At 59.3% G+C, this 17,692-nt stretch carries 19 protein-coding genes; 17 read left to right on the top strand and 2 right to left on the bottom strand.

Features of this window, described 5'->3' with window-relative positions; all coding sequences use genetic code 11:
* The first annotated feature begins 41 nt into the window (after positions 1-41).
* Genes HDF16_RS03560 through HDF16_RS03550 form a run of 3 tightly spaced genes read left to right on the top strand, consistent with a single transcriptional unit; the run spans position 42 to position 1,887 of the window.
* A complete protein-coding gene (locus HDF16_RS03560; RefSeq protein WP_184214257.1) occupies positions 42-323 on the top strand; it encodes a flagellar FlbD family protein in 282 nt (93 codons plus the stop codon).
* A gap of 47 nt (positions 324-370) precedes the next feature.
* Positions 371-1,156, top strand: a complete 786-nt coding sequence (locus tag HDF16_RS03555; protein WP_184213748.1) for a flagellar motor protein — start codon at positions 371-373, stop codon at positions 1,154-1,156.
* Positions 1,156-1,887: an OmpA/MotB family protein gene (locus HDF16_RS03550; protein WP_221312454.1), complete on the top strand. Its 732-nt coding sequence runs from the start codon at positions 1,156-1,158 to the stop codon at positions 1,885-1,887. The genes HDF16_RS03555 and HDF16_RS03550 overlap by 1 nt, the downstream gene beginning before the upstream one ends.
* A gap of 191 nt (positions 1,888-2,078) precedes the next feature.
* Here the strand turns inward: HDF16_RS03550 and HDF16_RS03545 are convergent, their stop codons facing one another.
* Positions 2,079-2,507, bottom strand: coding sequence for a secondary thiamine-phosphate synthase enzyme YjbQ (locus HDF16_RS03545; RefSeq protein ID WP_221312452.1), 429 nt, complete (start codon positions 2,505-2,507; stop codon positions 2,079-2,081).
* A 46-nt stretch (positions 2,508-2,553) separates the two neighbouring features.
* On the opposite strand from HDF16_RS03545, the gene HDF16_RS03540 reads away from it, so the two are divergent.
* The 6 genes from HDF16_RS03540 to HDF16_RS03515 all read left to right on the top strand — a co-directional run bounded on the left by HDF16_RS03540 (position 2,554) and on the right by HDF16_RS03515 (position 7,899).
* Positions 2,554-2,970 (top strand): tetratricopeptide repeat protein, encoded by a 417-nt coding sequence (locus HDF16_RS03540; RefSeq protein ID WP_432432229.1) that lies wholly within the window; start codon positions 2,554-2,556, stop codon positions 2,968-2,970.
* Entirely contained in the window at positions 2,967-3,569 is a 603-nt protein-coding gene (locus HDF16_RS03535) for a non-canonical purine NTP pyrophosphatase (RefSeq protein WP_184213746.1), read from the top strand. Before HDF16_RS03540 ends, HDF16_RS03535 begins: the two co-directional genes overlap by 4 nt.
* A 174-nt stretch (positions 3,570-3,743) precedes the next feature.
* Positions 3,744-4,550 carry a succinate dehydrogenase gene (locus HDF16_RS03530; protein ID WP_184213745.1) on the top strand — a complete coding sequence of 269 codons (807 nt, stop codon included), beginning with the start codon at positions 3,744-3,746 and terminating at the stop codon, positions 4,548-4,550.
* Positions 4,551-4,857: 307 nt separating this feature from the next.
* Entirely contained in the window at positions 4,858-6,627 is a 1,770-nt protein-coding gene (gene sdhA, locus HDF16_RS03525; protein ID WP_184213744.1) for a succinate dehydrogenase flavoprotein subunit, read from the top strand.
* Between the two features lie 58 nt (positions 6,628-6,685).
* Positions 6,686-7,447: a succinate dehydrogenase iron-sulfur subunit gene (gene sdhB / locus HDF16_RS03520; RefSeq protein WP_184213743.1), complete on the top strand. Its 762-nt coding sequence runs from the start codon at positions 6,686-6,688 to the stop codon at positions 7,445-7,447.
* A 53-nt stretch (positions 7,448-7,500) separates the two neighbouring features.
* The gene (locus tag HDF16_RS03515; protein WP_184213742.1) at positions 7,501-7,899 is read left to right on the top strand and encodes a GlcG/HbpS family heme-binding protein; all 399 of its coding nucleotides are present in this window, start codon (positions 7,501-7,503) and stop codon (positions 7,897-7,899) included.
* Positions 7,900-8,053: 154 nt separating this feature from the next.
* Here HDF16_RS03515 and HDF16_RS03510 read toward each other — a convergent pair whose 3' ends face one another.
* Complete coding sequence (locus tag HDF16_RS03510) at positions 8,054-9,067, bottom strand: glutamine synthetase beta-grasp domain-containing protein (protein ID WP_184213741.1); 1,014 nt, start codon at positions 9,065-9,067, stop codon at positions 8,054-8,056.
* Positions 9,068-9,393: 326 nt separating this feature from the next.
* Here HDF16_RS03510 and HDF16_RS03505 point away from each other — a divergent pair, with 326 nt between their 5' ends.
* The 8 genes from HDF16_RS03505 (at position 9,394) to murD (ending at position 17,674) form a co-directional block, all read left to right on the top strand.
* Positions 9,394-10,317 carry a carbon-nitrogen hydrolase gene (locus HDF16_RS03505; RefSeq protein ID WP_348641230.1) on the top strand — a complete coding sequence of 308 codons (924 nt, stop codon included), beginning with the start codon at positions 9,394-9,396 and terminating at the stop codon, positions 10,315-10,317.
* Between the two features lie 41 nt (positions 10,318-10,358).
* Entirely contained in the window at positions 10,359-11,408 is a 1,050-nt protein-coding gene (locus tag HDF16_RS03500) for an agmatine deiminase family protein (RefSeq protein WP_184213740.1), read from the top strand.
* Positions 11,409-11,888: a tRNA adenosine(34) deaminase TadA gene (gene tadA, locus HDF16_RS03495; protein ID WP_246408624.1), complete on the top strand. Its 480-nt coding sequence runs from the start codon at positions 11,409-11,411 to the stop codon at positions 11,886-11,888.
* An 86-nt stretch (positions 11,889-11,974) separates the two neighbouring features.
* Positions 11,975-12,751, top strand: coding sequence for a glucose 1-dehydrogenase (locus HDF16_RS03490; RefSeq protein ID WP_184213739.1), 777 nt, complete (start codon positions 11,975-11,977; stop codon positions 12,749-12,751).
* Between the two features lie 20 nt (positions 12,752-12,771).
* Entirely contained in the window at positions 12,772-14,151 is a 1,380-nt protein-coding gene (locus tag HDF16_RS03485; RefSeq protein ID WP_184213738.1) for a UDP-N-acetylmuramoyl-tripeptide--D-alanyl-D-alanine ligase, read from the top strand.
* 38 nt (positions 14,152-14,189) lie between these two features.
* Positions 14,190-14,846 carry a hypothetical protein gene (locus HDF16_RS03480; RefSeq protein ID WP_184213737.1) on the top strand — a complete coding sequence of 219 codons (657 nt, stop codon included), beginning with the start codon at positions 14,190-14,192 and terminating at the stop codon, positions 14,844-14,846.
* 105 nt (positions 14,847-14,951) lie between these two features.
* Positions 14,952-16,088: a phospho-N-acetylmuramoyl-pentapeptide-transferase gene (mraY, locus tag HDF16_RS03475; RefSeq protein WP_184213736.1), complete on the top strand. Its 1,137-nt coding sequence runs from the start codon at positions 14,952-14,954 to the stop codon at positions 16,086-16,088.
* Positions 16,089-16,315: 227 nt separating this feature from the next.
* Positions 16,316-17,674: a UDP-N-acetylmuramoyl-L-alanine--D-glutamate ligase gene (gene murD, locus HDF16_RS03470; protein ID WP_184213735.1), complete on the top strand. Its 1,359-nt coding sequence runs from the start codon at positions 16,316-16,318 to the stop codon at positions 17,672-17,674.
* Positions 17,675-17,692: the final 18 nt, after the last annotated feature.

Raw genomic sequence — 17,692 nt, 5'->3', positions numbered from 1 at the left:
TGAGAGTGTCTGCCGATGAAGCACTCGAGGCGGGGCATCCGATGATCGAACTGACACGGTTGAACGGCAATAAATTCTCCATTAATAGCGACACGATCAAGTACATCGAGGCGACACCAGACACGACGATTTCGCTGACCACCGGGGAGAAGATACTGGTCGCCGAGACGTGCGAGACGGTGGTCAATCGCTCCATCGAGCATCGGGCAAAGGTCTTGCGCTTGGCGTGGCCGGACGCGGGGAGGTTTTTGAGCGGCAAAACGGCGGAGAGCGCGGGCGGAGACGCGGTCAGGACTGCGCTTGCGAGTTCCTCGAACTCCTAGGCGGCGACTTGTAGCGGATAGTGATTGCTGTCAGAAAGGAATTTTCTGTGGACATCGCCAGTGTGATGGGCATAACCCTGGCCCTGCTGGGCATCCTGGGCGGCATGTTGATGGAGGGCGGAAGCATCGCCCAGATCACACAGCCGACCGCCGCGATCATCGTACTTTGCGGCACTGGCGGCGCGGTGTTGCTGCAGTTCCCGATAGGCATCTTCATGGCTGCGATAAGGCAGGTGGCGAAGGTGTTTACGGTGGAGACATCGAACGCGCAGATGACCCTGAGCCAGATCGTAGAGTTCGCCAACAAGGCTCGGAAGAGCGGCGTCGTGTCGCTGGATGAGGACCTGCCGAGGATCGCGGAGCCGTTTATGAAGCAGGCGTTGATGCTTGCGGTCGATGGTATCGATCCGAGTGCGATCCGGCAGATCATGCACCTGGAGTTGGAGAATGGCGCGGAGATTGAAGAGAAGATCGCGTCAGTATTTGAGGCCGCGGGCGGGTATTCGCCCACGGTCGGAATTCTTGGCGCGGTGCTGGGACTTATCCAGGTGATGCAGCATCTGGACAACATCAATGAAGTCGGGAAGGGCATCGCCGTGGCCTTTGTCGCGACGATCTACGGAGTGGGACTGGCGAACCTTGTCTATCTCCCGATCGCGGGGAAGCTGAAGATCAAGCATCGCGAGGAGCAGGTGGTGAAAGAGATGGTGCTGGAAGGGATTGTGTCGATCCTGGAAGGAATGAATCCGCGCATGCTCGAGTTGAAACTGAACACTTATCTGCTGGAAGCGCGCGCCGAAGAACAGCGGGCAGAAGATCGCAGGATCAAATAATGAGGAAGAAAGCTGTATCGCATGTGAGCCATGAGCGATGGCTGGTCTCTTACGCGGACTTCATTACTCTGCTCTTCGCGTTTTTCGTGGTGCTGTTTGCTTCGAGCCGAGGAGACAAGCGCAAGCAGGTGCAGGTGTCGGACGCGATGAAGTCTGCGTTCACGGAGATGGGGGTCTTCGATCCGAGCTCGAAGACGATCTCGTTGATGAATGCGGGCGGGGCGACTTCTGCGGGCAAGCCGGTCCCGATGCCGATGGTCGAGCAGAGTCCTGAGGAGTTGAAGAAGGCGATCGACCAGGTAGTGGCGACTCAGGTGAGCCAAGGCAAGCTCGCGGCGGGCAGCGTGACCACGCGCATCACTCCGGATGGACTGGTGATCTCGTTGCATGATGCTGGATTCTTCGCTTCGGGCTCGGCGGAGGTGAACCCGGTATCGCTACATATTCTTACTACGATCATCGAAGCGCTGCCCAACCGTAGATTGCGCGTGGAAGGGCACACGGATAACGTGCCGATTCACACCCAGCAGTACGCGACGAACTGGGAGTTGTCGACGGCGCGGGCTTCGGCGATTGCACGGTTCATCATTGAGCGGCATACGATTGAAGCTAATAACCTTTCGGCTGCTGGATATGCGGAGTTCCATCCCGTGGCGAGCAACGACACGGAAGACGGGCGCACGCAGAACCGGCGTGTTGACATCATTGTTTTGTCGGGTCAGGTTTCATAACTATTTAGTTAATAAATGCCTTGATAGAAGCGCCCTGCGCGGGCGGCGGTCACTTCGTGACATGTGTTGGCCTTCGCGTGGTGCTCCGGTTTGTCGGAAGAACATGGATTTATGCCGGCCGACGCGAAGCGGTATACACATTACGAAGTGACCGCTCCGCGCGTAGCGGACTCGTCCGGCAGGACAACGGGTTATTTTGCTAGGCCAAGTATCTTGACGATCACGCGCTTGCTGCGCTGGCCGTCGAACTCCGCATAAAAGATTCGCTGCCACGTCCCAAGGTCGAGGCGGCCTTTGGTGATGGGTAGCGTTGTCTCGTGATGCAGCAGGAGTGACTTCAGGTGGGCGTCGCCATTGTCTTCGCCAGTGTGGTGGTGCTTGTATCCGGGCCAGCGCGGGGCAATGTTTTCGAGCCACTGCGAGATGTCTTCGATCAGACCGTCTTCATGGTCGTTGACGTAGATGGCGGCGGTGATGTGCATGGGGCTGACGAAGCAGAGGCCGTCGTCGATGCCGCTTTGATGGACGATATCCTCTATCTCGGGCGTAAGGTGCACCATCTCGTAACGTTCCTTCGTGTTGAGCGTCAGGTAGGCGGTGTGGGACTTCATTGTGGCCATGAATCTCCTCTAAAGATCGCAGTGTTGCAGTTAAGAAACGGGTCGAATGGGAGAGATTTATAGTGAGGGGATGAGCCGTGAGACCGATGCTGTCGATATTTCCAGTATGCATTCAAACATCACTGAAATATTTGATGCAGGATTGGAGTGCATGGCTGAGGGGAACGCCTCGCGGGCGGCGGAGTTGTTCGAGCAGGTGTTGGCCGCGAGGCCCGGCGATGTAGAGGCTGCACATGGCCTGATTCGGGCGCTGGTAGATTCGGGACGAGTGGATGAGGCGCTGGCGAGAACGCAGCAGTTGATTGAGCGCGAACCGGATGATGTGCTGGCAGTCACGCGGCTCTCGATGATCTACCAGCAGAAGGGGATGATCACAGAGGCAGAGGCTGCGGCTGCGCGGGCGAAGATACTCGGGTGGAAGATGGAGCTGCGAGGCGGACCTGTGGCGAAGACGGACTTATGACAAGAAGATTGCTGGTTGCGAGTACGAATAAAGGGAAGCTGCGGGACTTTGCTATTGCGGCTGGAGCTGATGTGAACCTGGTTCCGCTGCCGGGGCTGGAGGGAATCGCCGCGCCGGATGAGGATGAAGACACGTTCGTGGGAAACGCCCGGATCAAGGCGACGTACTACTCGCGGTTTGCGCCGGGGGAGATTGTGATCGCGGATGACTCGGGGCTGGAGGTCGATGCTCTTGATGGCGCGCCGGGAGTGCGGTCTGCGCGGTATGCGGATGACATAAAGTTCGTAGGTGAGGGTTCTGCGGATGTGCGGAACAATGCGTGCCTGATGGCAGCGCTTGTTGGTGTTGAGGCGCGCGCAGGGCGGTATCGTTGTGCGCTGGTGGCGGCTCGGGATGGCGTGGTGCTGGCTGTAGGAGACGGTACGGTTGAGGGACGGATTCTTGTGGCAGCGCAGGGCTATGGCGGCTTTGGCTATGACCCGTACTTCTTGCCGGAGGGTGCGACCGGGTCGATGGCGGAGATTGATTCGACGGAACGATTATTGTTGAGCCATCGCGGGCGGGCGTTGCGGGATTTGTTGCCGAAGCTGATGCTCTAATCCCACCCATGGCCAAAGGCGAGCCATGGATGGGGCACCCAATGCATGGATTTCGCACAAAGACTTCGATAATCGGACTCCAAGACTCGGGTTTCTTGACGCTGGCTGAGCGAGGGCGGAATAATCCGAATTGCCCGTCTGTACGAGGATGCGGCACCGCAAGGAGCTCTTCCGATGGCAACTGTCGCTCCGCCTGTACCTTCTTCCTCTTCGACAATTCGTGGTGTGCAGCCGTTGCGCGCCGGGCAGGGGAACTCGTTTTTGTGGCGCAAGCTGCATTCGCTCTCGGGGATTGTGCCGATTGGCGCGTTCCTGGTGGAGCACATCCTTTCCAATTTTGAAGCGATCCATGGGCCGCTGGCTTATGCGCAGCAGGTGAAGTTCCTGAACAGCCTGCCGTTGGTTCGAGTGCTGGAGTGGGCGTTCATCTTCATTCCGCTGGCGTTTCATGCGGGGTACGGAGTGTTCATCGCGTTCCGCGGACGCAGCAATGTGAATGTGTATCCGTGGGCAGGGAACTGGATGTACATCTCGCAGCGCGTGACCGGGCTGATCGCGTTTGTGTACATCATTCAGCATGTGTGGCGGCAGCGGTTCGCCGGCGTGAGTCTACCGGACCATCCTGGAGCAGCGTTTGCGAAGGTACAGCATGAGCTGGCGAATCCCTGGATGCTGGCGATCTATGTGATCGCGATGGTGGCCACGACGTGGCACTTCGCATACGGCATCTGGTTATTTGCAGCCAAGTGGGGGATCACGCCGGGCGAGCAGGCGCGGAAGAAGTTTGGATATGTGTGCGCGGCGATTGGGATTGCGCTTTGTGTGATGGGGCTTTGGGGGATGTGGGCGTTTGTGGGTCCGCAGTATCAGAATGCGCCGGCGGATGTGCTGCCGGCGCAGTCATCGAGGCTCGTGTTGCCTGCGCCGACGGACCTAATGCAACGTGCGATGGCTTCTGAGCGCACGGGGAACGCGAAGTGAACGCTGCTCCTTCGGTTCCTTATCTCAGCTTCAGTCTTCTAGGTATTGGCGCGTGTCTGCTTTTTGTAGGTCTCGTTATTGCAAATAGAGCGGTTCTGAGAATGGCAGACGACCTGAATGCGCGCTATCAGCGCAGAACTTACCGCTGGTATTCCGCCCTCGGCGCCGGATCGTCAGGCGTTATTAGAGAGTATGGTGTCGGGCCTGAGAAACAACATTTACGGCGTGGTTACGCGTTTATCGCTGCCGGGATAGCATTGATGCTTTTACCGGGGTTGATCCACAAAGCAACAGCTTGAGGTAAGGAATGGCAGCTCCAAGAATCATCGTTGTAGGCGGCGGACTGGCTGGGCTTTCGGCGGTCATCAAGATCGCGGAGGCGGGCGGGACGGTTGACCTGTTCTCGATTGTGCCAGTGAAGCGTTCGCACTCGGTCTGCGCGCAGGGCGGCATCAATGCGGCGAAGGACCTGAAGGGCGAAGGCGACTCCGTCCTGAAGCACTTCGACGACACGGTGTATGGCGGCGACTTCCTCGCCAACCAGACGCCGGTGAAGAACATGACGGCGCAGGGGCCGGCGATCGTCGACCTGCTCGACCGCATGGGAGTGCCGTTCAATCGCACGCCGGAAGGCCTGCTGGACTTTCGACGCTTTGGAGGAACGCTCTATCAGCGGACGGCGTTTGCGGGCGCGACCACGGGGCAGCAGCTACTCTATGCGCTGGATGAGCAAGTGCGGCGTCATGAGTCTGAAGGCAAGGTGACCAAGTACGAAGGCTGGGAGTTCCTGTCCGCGGTGCTGGATGCCAATGGCGCGTGCCGCGGTATCTGTGCGATGGACCTGCGGACGATGGAGACGCGGACGTTTCCAGCGGACGCGATTATTATCTGCACGGGCGGCAACGGAGCGATCTTCGGGAAGAGCACGAATTCGGTGGTGTGTACTGGCTCGGCGCAGTCCGCGCTGTATCAGCAAGGGGCGTACTACGCGAACGGCGAATTCATCCAGGTGCATCCTACCGCGATACCAGGAGAAGATAAGCTGCGGCTGATGAGCGAGTCGGCGCGAGGCGAGGGCGGCCGGGTGTGGGTGCCGCGCGACAAGAACGACAAGCGCCTGGCGCGTTCCATCCCAGAGGCCGACCGCTGGTACTTCCTTGAGGAGTGGTATCCGAAGTATGGCAATCTCGTACCGCGCGATGTGGCAACGCGCGCGATCTTCAAGGTTGTCTACGAGCATGGCATGGGCATCGATGGGCAGCCGATGGTGTACCTCGACCTGACGCATCTTCCCAAGGAGCGGCTGCACAAGCTCGAAGGCATTCTTGAGATCTACGAGAAGTTTGTTGGGGACGATCCGCGCGAAGTGCCGATGAAGATCTTTCCCGGCATGCACTACACGATGGGCGGCTTGTGGGTGGACTTCGAACAGCAGACCAACATCCCGGGCGTGTTTGCGGCCGGCGAGGCGGACTACAGCATCCATGGAGCGAACCGGCTGGGCGCGAACTCGCTGCTCTCGTGCATCTATGGCGGCTTCGTGGCGGGGCCGAATTCGCTTGCCTATGCGAAGAGCCTGGCAGCGCAGCCGGGCGATGGCGGTCACGCAGCCGAGCTGCAGCGGCAGAAGGAGAAGAACAACGGGCTGCTCGCTTCCACCGGCACGGAGAACCCGTTCAAGCTATGGCGCGAGTTGGGCGAGACGATGACGAAGCATGCCACCATCATTCGCTATAACAGCGGGCTGGATGAGGCGGACGCGAAGATCGTCGAACTGCTGGGGCGCTACAAGCACATCAACCTTTCGGACAAGAGCCAATGGGCCAATACGAGCTTCGCGTTTACTCGGCAGCTTGAGAACATGCTCGAACTGGGGCGCGTGATCGTGCAGGGAGCGCGGCTTAGGGATGAGTCTCGCGGAGCACACTTCAAGCCCGACTTTCCGGAGCGGAATGATGAGAAGTTTTTGAAGACGACGAAGGCAAGCTTTGCGGATAAGGCTCCGAAGTTTGAGTTCGAGGAAGTGGATACGAGTTTGATCGTGCCGCGGGCTAGGAATTATGCGGCTAGTGCTTAGGGTACGGGCTGCCCACTCATCGCGATGAATGGGGCACAGAGTTTCGACGGAGATTTATATGGCGGCAAAGACGATCAAGGTTGAGATCAAGAGACAGAGCGGGCCGGATGGCGCGGCAACGGTGGAGAAGTTCGAGATACCGTATCGGCCGAATATGAACATCACGTCGTTGTTAGGCGAGATTGCTTGCGACCCGGTGACGGTTGAGGGTAAGGCGACGACGCCGATTACGTATGACTCGAACTGTCTTGAGGAGATCTGCGGCTCGTGCGCGATGCTGATCAATGGCAAGGCGAAGATGGCGTGCTCGGCGCTGGTGGATAAGTTGAATGGGGATGGGAGCGGGACGATCACGCTGGCACCATTGTCGAAGTTTCCCGTGGTGCGCGATCTTTCCGTCGACCGCAGTGTGCTCTTTCAGAATCTGAAGGCGGTGAAGGCGTGGGTGCCGATTGATGGGACTTACGATCTCGGTTCGGGACCACGGCAGTTTCCGCAGCTTCAGGAAGAGCTGTACCCGCTGTCGAACTGCATCTCCTGCACGATCTGCATGGAGGTTTGCCCGCAGTTCAATGACTCGACGAACTTCGTCGGCGCGGCCACCATCGCCCAAGTTAAGCTGTTCAACAACAATCCGACCGGAGCCGTGCTGAAGGCGGAGCGACTGCGGGCGCTGGCCGGTGATGGCGGGGTGCAGGAGTGCGGCTTCGCGCAGAACTGCGTGGAGGCGTGTCCGAAGCAGTTGCCGTTGACCGAGGCGATCTCCGATGTAAGCCGCGACGTGATGTTCCAGCAGGTGAAGGACTTCTTCGTGCGGTAGCGATTTTCTCGCGCAACATGGTAGGGTCGTGAGCGGAAGTCAGGAGATTTGAAATGAGCATTGGACTTGCAGAGGCGCGACGCATTATCGCGGCAGCGGAGAAGAAGGCAGATGAGCTTGGGCAGCCGATGAACGTTGCGGTTGTGGACGCCGGCGGCAACCTGGTGGCGTTCGAGCGGATGGCGAATGCTTGGCTAGGGTCGATCGACATCTCGCAGAAGAAGGCGTGGACTTCAAGGGCGTTCGACATCACGACGAAGGATCTTGGCACGCATTCGCAGTCGGGCGATCAATTCTTCGGGATTCATGCTTCGAATGATGGCAAGGTGATGATCTTCGCTGGCGGCATTCCACTGAAAGTCGATGGCAAGGTTGTGGGTGCGATTGGTGTGAGTGGTGGCTCGGGTGAGCAGGACCATGCTGTGGCTGAGGCTGGGGCGGCTGCGCTGTAAATTAGAACGGCCATCGAGTGGAAAGAGAAACGCCCCAGACCGTTGGCCTGGGGCGTTTTCAGTTTTGCCGGAACTCTTTGGCGAAGCGAAGAATGCGGGATTTTTCGCTTCGCTCAGAATGACGGCGGTATTGCGGTTTGCCAGTCGGCGCTGGTTAGGGCTTGGGGACTTCGTTGATCGTCTTGAGGATCTGCGAGACGATCTGGTAGGGGTCGCCCTGAGAGTTGGGGCGGCGGTCTTCGAGGTAGCCCTTGTAGCCGTTCTTGATGAAGTTCACGGGCATGCGGATGGACGCGCCGCGGTCGGAGAGGCCGTAGCTGAACTGGTCGATCGCCGCAGTCTCGTGTAGGCCTGTCAGGCGAAGGTGGTTGTCCGGGCCGTAGACGGCAATGTGCTCGGCGACGTTCTTCTCAAAGCCCTTCATGAGCGACTCGAAGTAGGGCTGTCCGCCGGTCTCGCGGATGTGCTTAGTGGAGAAGTTGGTGTGCATGCCGGAGCCGTTCCAGTCGCCCTTGATGGGCTTGCAGTGGAGCTCGACGTCAACTTCGTACTGCTCGCAGAGACGCATCATGAGGTAGCGGGCGACCCAGGTGTCGTCAGCAGCCTTCTTGGAACCCTTGGCGAAGATCTGGAACTCCCACTGACCCTTGGCGACCTCGGCGTTGATGCCTTCGTGGTTGATGCCGGCGTCGAGGCAGAGGTCGAGGTGCTCTTCTACGATCTGGCGGGCGATGCTGCCGACGTTCTTGTAGCCGACGCCGCAGTAGTAAGGGCCCTGCGGGCCGGGATATCCGGTCTCGGGGAAGCCGAGCGGGCGGCCATCCTGGTAGAGGAAGTACTCCTGCTCGAGGCCTACCCAGAAGTCGGCGTCGTCTTCGATGGTGGCGCGGTGGTTGGTGGGGTGCGCGGTGCCGTCGGGGAGCATGACTTCGCAGAGGACGATGTATCCATCGATGCGGCTGGAGTCGGGGTAGAGGGCGACGGGCTTCAGGATACAGTCCGAGCTCTTGCCTTCGGCCTGCTGGGTGGAGGAGCCGTCGAATCCCCAGAGCGGAAGGTCGGCGAGCGTGGGCTCATTTTCGAAGGACTCAAGCTTGGTCTTGCCGCGCAGGTTGGGAACCGGCTTGTAGCCGTCGAGCCAGATGTATTCGAGTTTGTACTTGGTCATAGGAGTATTCGCTGACGCTCGGCTTTCTGATGGGTTTTAGACGACTGGTTTTTAGACAACGTGGGTACGTTCAGGCATCAGAGCGCCGTGGAGACGGGCGTGGCGGCGCATCTTTTGCTCAATGTTTGAATCTAAAGTTATCAGATTCCGGTGGATGAGCGCGAAGAAGTTCACGCAGCCTTTACGTCGCCTTTATAACTTTGTGGAGCGGTCCTTGCCTTTCATTCCTGAGGGCGAGTCGCGCGCGCTCGTGCGTGCGCGGCGGGGAATTGCTGCGAATAGAATTAGGAAGTCAGGCTCTGTGCGAGCCATTGTGGAGGTTTGAAGTGGCAGGTTCGGTGAAGAACAAGAAGATCGCGTTGATCCAGATGTCGTGCGAACCGGATACGGCCGCAAATCTGGACAAGGCGGCTGACCGGGTGCGCGAGGCAGCGCGTGCGGGAGCGAACATTGTGTGTCTGCCGGAGCTGTTCCGGGCGCAGTACTTCTGCCAGCGCGAGGAGCATGCGCTGTTCGATCTGGCGGAGTCGATTCCCGGGCCGAGCTCCGAGCGGCTTGCGGCTGTGGCGAAGGAAGAAGGCGTGGTGGTGATTGCGTCGCTGTTCGAGCGGCGGGCGCCGGGGCTGTATCACAATACGGCGGCGATTCTTGAGACGGACGGGTCTTTGGCGGGGATCTACCGCAAGATGCATATTCCGGATGACCCGCTCTACTACGAGAAGTTTTACTTTACGCCGGGCGATCTCGGCTTCAAGGCGATCAAGACCTCGCAGGGACATATTGGAACGCTGGTGTGCTGGGACCAGTGGTATCCGGAGGGCGCGCGGGTAACGGCGCTGCAGGGCGCGAACACGCTCTTCTTCCCGACGGCGATTGGCTGGCATCCGAGCGAGAAGGAAGAGTTTGGTGAGGCGCAGTACTCGGCGTGGCAGACGATTCAGCGAGCCCATGCGATTGCGAATGGTGTGTTTGTGGCGTCGGTGAACCGTGTTGGCTTTGAGCCTGGCGACGTGGTGCACGATGGCGTCACAATCAAGGGGCCTGAAGGCGCGGGGCTGGAGTTCTGGGGTGGCAGCTTTATTGCCGATCCGTTTGGCAGGATCATCGCGAAGGCTCCGCATGACCGCGAGGACATTCTGATCGCAGAGATCGATCTGAAGCTGCTCGAGGATACGCGGCGAAACTGGCCATTTCTGCGGGACCGGCGGATCGATGCGTATGGCGGGATAACGAGCCGGTTCTTGGATTGAGTTGGAACATACTGCAACAAACGAATAAGAAAGCCTGATCGATGACGACACCCCGCCCCAAGGACTACCGAATGCCCGCAGAGTGGGCTCCGCACGAAGCGACGTGGATTGCGTGGCCACATAACGCCGAGGACTGGCCAGGGAAGTTTCAGCCGATTCCGTGGGTGTACTCGGAGATTGTGCGGCATCTTTCGCGGGTGGAGGACGTGAATATCCTCGTAAACGATCTTCCGGCGGAGAAGCGGGCGACACAGTTGCTGCGTCGTGCCGGGGCAAATATGGCCCGGTTGCACTTCCATCATTGGGCGACGGACCGGGTTTGGCTGCGGGACTCGGGGCCGATCTTTGTGAAGAATACCGAAGGGGCGACCGCGATTACGAACTGGAAGTTCAATGCGTGGGCGAAGTACGACAACTGGCGGCGCGACGACCAGATTCCGCAGCATGTGGCGAAGCTGTATGCGATGCCGGAGTTCCGGCCGGAAGTGAACGATCACCGCCTGGTGCTCGAGGGCGGGAGCATCGACACGAACGGCGCGGGCGTTCTGCTGACGACAGAAGAGTGCTTGTTGAGCGAGGTGCAACAGCGCAATCCGGGTGTGAGCCGGGAGCAGCTTGAGGCTGCTTTCGCCGAGTACCTTGGCATTGAGAAGGTGCTATGGATGCACCGCGGATGCGCGGGTGACGACACGCATGGGCATATCGACGACGTGACGCGATTTGTTGGCGAGAACACCATTTTGACGGCGGTTGAGAAGAACACAGCGGACGAGAACCATCTGCCGCTGGCGGAGAATCTCGACCGGTTGAAGAGTGCGCGGAACCTGAGCGGCGACACGTTCGATGTGCGCGAGTTGCCCATGCCGAACCCTGTGATCTTCGATGGGCAGCGGCTGCCGGCGAGCTATGCGAACTTCTACATCGCGAACGATCTGGTGCTTGTGCCGACCTTCAACGACTGCCACGACCGGCTGGCGCTGAACATCATCGCGGAGTGTTTTCCGGAGCGCGAGGTGATCGGAGTTCATGCTGTGGACCTGGTGTGGGGGCTTGGGACGCTGCATTGCATGACGCAGCAGGAACCGGCGTAGATGGGGGACGATCTCGACTTTATGCGCGCCGCAATTGCTGAGGCAGAAGCCGCTGAGCGCGACGGCGAAGTCCCCGTGGGCGCGGTGATCGTGCATGACGGTGAGATCATTGCTCGGGGCAATAATCGCGTCCTGCGCGATAGCGATCCTACTGCCCATGCGGAGATTATCGCGATGCGGGCAGCGGGTAAGTTGCTCGGAAACTACAGATTGGAAGGATGTTCACTCTATGCGACGCTGGAGCCTTGTGCGATGTGCGCGGGGGCGATTCTTCATGCGCGTATTGCGAGGCTGGTGTATGCGGCGAGCGATCCCAAGGCGGGCGCTTGCGGGTCGGTGCTCGGAGTGATGAATCATCCGCAGTTGAACCACAAGGTTGAGGTAGCTTCGGGTCTGCTGGCTGAGGAGTGCGGGGTCATGTTGTCGGATTTCTTTCGGGCTCGGCGGGGGCGATCGTCGGTGGGACAGATTCCGGAATAATTTTTGGCTCGGCTGGAGAGGTTCGGAGGCCGCTCTGCATCTATCTGAAGGAACCAGCCTAGTTGGCTGCGCGAGGAGAGATTAAGATGCCTTCAGGTCGGCTGGCGGGAAAGACTGCGATCGTAACGGGATCGTCTTCAGGGATTGGACAGGGAATCGCTCTGAGGTTTGCGAGCGAGGGTGCCAACGTCGTGATCGACTTCCACGGTCATCCCGAGGCGGGCGAAGAGACGCGTGCGAAGGCTGAAGCATCTGGCGTGAAAGCGATTCTGGTGAAGTCGGATGTCTCAAAGATCGCTGATACGGCGAATCTGGTGGAGCAGGCATGGAGCCAGCTTGGCGGTTGCGATGTATTGGTGAATAACGCCGGAGTAGAGAAGAACGCGGCTTTCCTTGATGTGACCGAAGATGACTACGACCTGGTCCTCGACACGAATCTGAAGGGCGCATTCTTTCTGACGCAGGCCTTTGTAAAGCGGCTGCGCGATGAGAAGATGCGGGGCTGCGTGATCAATATGAGTTCTGTGCACGAGGATATGGTGTTTCCGAACTTTGCGACTTACTGTGCGTCGAAGGGCGGAGTGCGGATGCTGATGCGGGATCTCGCGGTGGAGCTTGGGCCGATGGGAATTCGAGTGAACAACATCGCTCCGGGAGCGATTTCGACGCCGATTAACAAGTCGCTGCTGGAGGATAAGCCGAAGCTTGACGCACTGCTCAAGAACATTCCGCTGGGTCGCTCGGGCTCGGTTGAGGATGTCGCGGGGCTGGCGGTTTATCTTGCCTCGGACGAGGCAGCCTACGTGACGGGATCTACCTTCGTGGTGGATGGTGGGCTGATGCGCAACTATCATGAGCAGTAGGTTTTGATGGGAGTTGCGGATTGAAGTTGACGCTGGGGCAGGTTGCGGATTTTATCCATGCTGAGGGCGAGTTCCGTTCAGGGGATGAAGCGGTTGGATACTCGATCGACTCACGGACGATCGGTGCGGGGGAGTTGTTCTTTGCGGTGAAGGGCGAGCGCGTCGACGGGCACGACTACGTTGAAACCGCTTTGGCGAATGGGGCTGTCGCGGCGGTGGTCTCGATGAGTTGGATGCCGTCGGATGAGCTTGATCCATGCCTCCTGCTGCGCGTGCCTGATGATTGCGAGGACTGCGTGCTGCGAGCGATGCAGCAGCTTGCGAACGCAGTTCGGCGCCTGTGGGGAAAGAGACTGATTGGCGTAACCGGGTCGGCGGGAAAGACGACGACCAAAGAGGCAGTCGCGACGGTGCTGGGGAGTCGCTTCCATGTCTTGAAGTCGGCGGGGAATCTGAACAATCATTTTGGCCTGCCGCTGCAGTTGCTCAAGCTGGAGCTGGAGCACGAGGTTGCGGTGATTGAGATGGGGATGAACCACGCGGGGGAGATTCGGGCGCTGGCGAAGATCGCGGAGCCGGACTGGGCGGTTGTCTCGAATGTGGCGGCAGTCCATCTGGAGTTTTTCCCTGAGGGGATTGCCGGGATCGCGGCGGCGAAGTACGAGCTGGTGGAGGCGCTGCCCGGGGAAGGGATCGCGGTGCTGAATGCGGACGATGGCTATGTAGCTGCGTTTGCGCGGGGACTGGGGGAGCGGGCGGTTTTGTATGGGATCTCGCAGAACGCTGGGGTAAGGGCGCAGGATGTCGTCGACGCCGGGTTGGATGGCGTACGGTTTACCGTCGTCGCGGGCGAGGAGCAGGCGGAGGCAAGGCTAGGCGTGCTGGGACGTCACAATGTGTCGAATGCATTGGCGGCGATCGCGGTGGGACTGAAGTCGGGGATATCGCTGGCAGAGTGCGTGGCGGCGGTTGGGGAGCTGCGGGCCGGGGACCGGCGTGGCGAAGTGCTGATCTGGAACGGAGCGACGATCATCAATGACTCGTATAACTCGAACCCGAAGGCATTGGATGCGATGGTGGATGCGCTGATGTCGGTGGTCGCAAAGCGGCATATTGTGGTGGCGGGCGAGATGCTGGAGCTCGGACCGGAGGCGGCTGAGCTTCATGCGGCTTGCGGACGGCGGATGGCGGAGCGCGGGGTATCGGTGGTGCTGGGGGTTCGAGGGCAAGCTCGGGCTTTGGTGGATGGAATGAGGGAATGTGGAGGGACGGTGGTTTTTGTGGAGTCGGCGGAGGCTGCGGGGGTATGGATGCGCGAGAATCTGCGCGAGGGGGATGTGGTGCTGATGAAGGCCTCGCGGGGAGTGAAGCTGGAGCGGGCGCTTGAAAGCAGGGTATAGGGTGTAGCCATGGTTCAGGAGGGCAGCATCTTAGGGTTATGGCTAAGGAACTGGTTCGAGGTGCAGGACAAGCGATCGCGGTAAAAGGGGCGAGCGCGATCAAGAAGCATGCGAAGAAGGCGGCCAAGAAGCACGCTGCGAAGAAACATGCCGCCAAGAAGCACGCGAAGAAGGCGGCGAAACATGCGGGCGATCATGGGCTGGAAGAGAATTCGACCAAGAGCGGTGGTTCAGCCGAGCAAGAGTTGCGACGGGCATTTCATCACCTCCAGCGGGCCTCTGCTGTGATCTCGCTGATTGAAGCGGAGTCGGGCGGGGACTTGAAGGTGATGCTGCACTACGGGATCGAGCTCTACCGCGAGGCTTCGGAGGGGAAGGTCAGGAAGGCGCGGGCAGCGGCTGGGCTGTTGCGGGCGACGGAGCATCTGGCGATGGCCGGTTTATACGCGGCGCGTGGGGTGCATCCGTTGCACGTCAAAGAGCCGGCCATGGACGATATCGAGGAGCTTGGTTGGTCTATCGGGCAGAGGCTGGCCGAGGTTGATCCGGCGACGGAGTACGGGTTGAGGCTGCACGCCATGGTGTTTGAACTGGTGAAGCGCGCTGAGGGGTCTGAACACGATCCGCACCTGGCTTGGGAGCTGGTGAATGGGGCGGACGGGGTCTGTGTGGCGCTGGAGGCGGGGATCGAGTAGCCGTGGCGAACCTGTCCGTGGTCCCGCGCCTGTATAAGATGATAAAGATGTGCCCTGAATCCACTGTTTGATCGGGGCGCTCCATCTTGAGGGGCGGAATCGACTTTGCTCTATTGGCTGCTTTACCAGAAGCTGTTCCCCTACTTTCGGCTGTTCCGTATCTTCCACTACCTGACGTTTCGGACGGTGTTCGCGAGCCTGACGGCGCTGCTGACGGGGCTGCTGATCGGGCCGTTTCTGATCGCGAGGCTGCGCGAGTTTCAGATTGGGCAGTACATCCGTGAGGAGGGACCGCAGTCGCACCAGAAGAAGGGTGGTACGCCGACCATGGGTGGGCTGCTGATCGTGATCTCGATCCTGGTACCGACGCTGTTGTGGAGCGATCTGTCTAATCCGTTTGTGTGGATCGTGGTGCTTTCGATGTTGGCGTTTGCCGGGATTGGCTTCATCGACGACTACGCCAAGGTGACCAAGCGGACGAACAAGGGACTCTCGGCGAAGGGCAAGCTGGGACTGCAGTTTCTGGTGGGAGCGTGCGTGGCTGTGGCGCTGTCCGTGCTGAACCAGCGCGGCGTATATTCTGCCCGGCTGGCGTTTCCATTCCTCAAGCGCTTTCGACCCGATCTGATCATCGGCAGCCTGCTGCATCAGCCACACTTCTGGTGGCTGGCGTTTGTGCCGTTTATCGCCTGGGTCGTTCTGGTGCTGGCCGGGGCGAGCAACGCCGTAAATCTTACCGATGGGCTTGACGGGCTGGCGATTGGATGCACGATCATCGCGGCGGGTGCGCTGACGGTGCTGACCTATGTCAGCGGGCATGTCGTTTTTTCTGACTATCTTGAGCTGCAGCGCATGCCTATGGTCAGTGAATTGACGATCTTCTGTGGGGCTATGGTGGGGGGGAGCATCGGTTTTCTTTGGTACAACGCGCATCCGGCAGAGGTCTTTATGGGTGATGTGGGATCGCTGGCGCTGGGTGGGGCGATTGGGACGGTCGCGGTCATCATCAAGCAGGAGCTGCTGCTGCCGTTGATTGGCGGCGTCTTCATCATGGAGCTGTTCAGCGTGATCCTGCAGGTGGGGAGCTACAAGCTGAGGAACGGCAAGCGTATCTTCAAGATGGCCCCCCTCCATCATCACTTTGAGTTGTTGGGGTGGTCGGAGTCGAAGGTGATTGCAAGGTTCTGGATTCTGGCGCTGATCTTTGCGTTGCTGGCTTTGACGACTTTGAAATTGAGATGAAGACCGGAAACAAAGTCGACCTCACGGCGCTCATGTTGCTCGCGGTATCGCTTGATATCGGACTTTGTCCAAGCCGTAAACGAATGCTATTTTCGCTACCGGCCTCGTCCTTGCAGGGTTACGGTTGTGCTCCTCATCTACGCCGGTATTAGAGGTTCCCGATGGTGGTTTGCCCTTCCACCGGTTATCTATGTAGCTTTTGAGTGGGTAATTGCTCGGGGAGTGTAATGGAACTAAAGAATAAGCGTGTTTTGGTAGTTGGTCTCGGCAAGTCCGGTATCTCGGCGGCGATGTTTCTGCGTGGGTTGGGGGCGCGGGTGACGGTGTCGGATACGCGGTCGGCGATTGCGCTGGCGGAGCAGATTCCGGCGCTGCTGGATGCGGGTGTGATGGTGGAGTCGGGTGGGCATGGGTTGCTGACGTTTCGGCGGCAGGATCTGATCGTGGTCTCGCCGGGGGTGCCGCTGGATACGCCGGAGGTGAAGCAGGTGATCGGCTACGGGTTGCCGGTGATCGGGGAGTTGGAGCTGGCGACGCGGTTTTTGAAGGGACAGATCGTTGCGGTGACCGGGTCGAATGGGAAGACGACGACGACGAGTTTGATTGGGAAGATCTTTGCCGATGCTGGGAGGGCGACGCAGGTCGGCGGGAACATCGGGCTGCCTGTAATTGAGCTGATTGCTGGAAGCACGGACGAGACGATGAATGTGCTCGAGGTGTCGAGCTTCCAGTTAGAGACCACGGAGGATTTTCATCCCAAGACTGCCGTGATCCTGAACATCACTCCAGACCACCTGGACCGGCATCACAGTTTTGAGAAGTATGTCGATGCCAAGGAGAAGATCTTCGCGAACCAGACTGCGGAAGATGCTCTGATACTGAACGCGGACGATCCCACGACGCAAATGTGCGCTGGTAAGGCGAAGTCTCGGGTGTACTGGTTCAGCGCGACGAAAATTGTGCGGCAGGGAGCGTTCCTGCGCGACGGTGTCGTCTGCTGGGTGGAGAAGGAGGGCGGCAAGTCGAAGCCGATTCTTCCTGTGGCGGAGATTCACCTGAAAGGGACGCATAACGTCGAGAATGTGCTGGCGGCGGTGTGCGCGGCACGGTTGGCGGGTACTCCGGCGGAGCAGATTCGTAAGGCGGTGGCGGGTTTCAAGGCGGTCGAGCATAGGCTAGAGTATGTGCGGACGGTGAAGGGCGTTGAGTACTTCAATGACTCGAAGGCGACGAACGTGGATGCGGCGATGAAGGCGGTGGAGTCGTTTGCCGGGTGCGTGCATTTGATACTCGGAGGCAAAGACAAGGACTCGGACTACACGCAGATGCACCAACTACTGGGCGAAAGGGTTAAAACTGTTTATACGGTTGGTTCGGCGGCGGAAAAGATTGAGCGGCAGCTGTTGGGAGTCGTAAAGATAGTAAGTGCCGGTACGCTAGCAACGGCGGTGGCGAAGGCATCTGCAGGAGCGTTGGCGGGCGATGTGGTACTGCTGGCGCCAGCCTGTTCGAGCTTCGATCAGTTTGACAACTACGAACACCGCGGCCGGGTCTTTCGGCAGTTGGTGATGGATCTTCCGGGGTAACTCTTCCCGGCGATGGAG

It is taken from the genome of Granulicella aggregans (assembly GCF_014203275.1).
Lineage (GTDB): Bacteria > Acidobacteriota > Terriglobia > Terriglobales > Acidobacteriaceae > Edaphobacter.
Note: the sequence above shows the minus strand (reverse complement) of the source record. Positions and strands in the feature narration are given on the sequence as shown.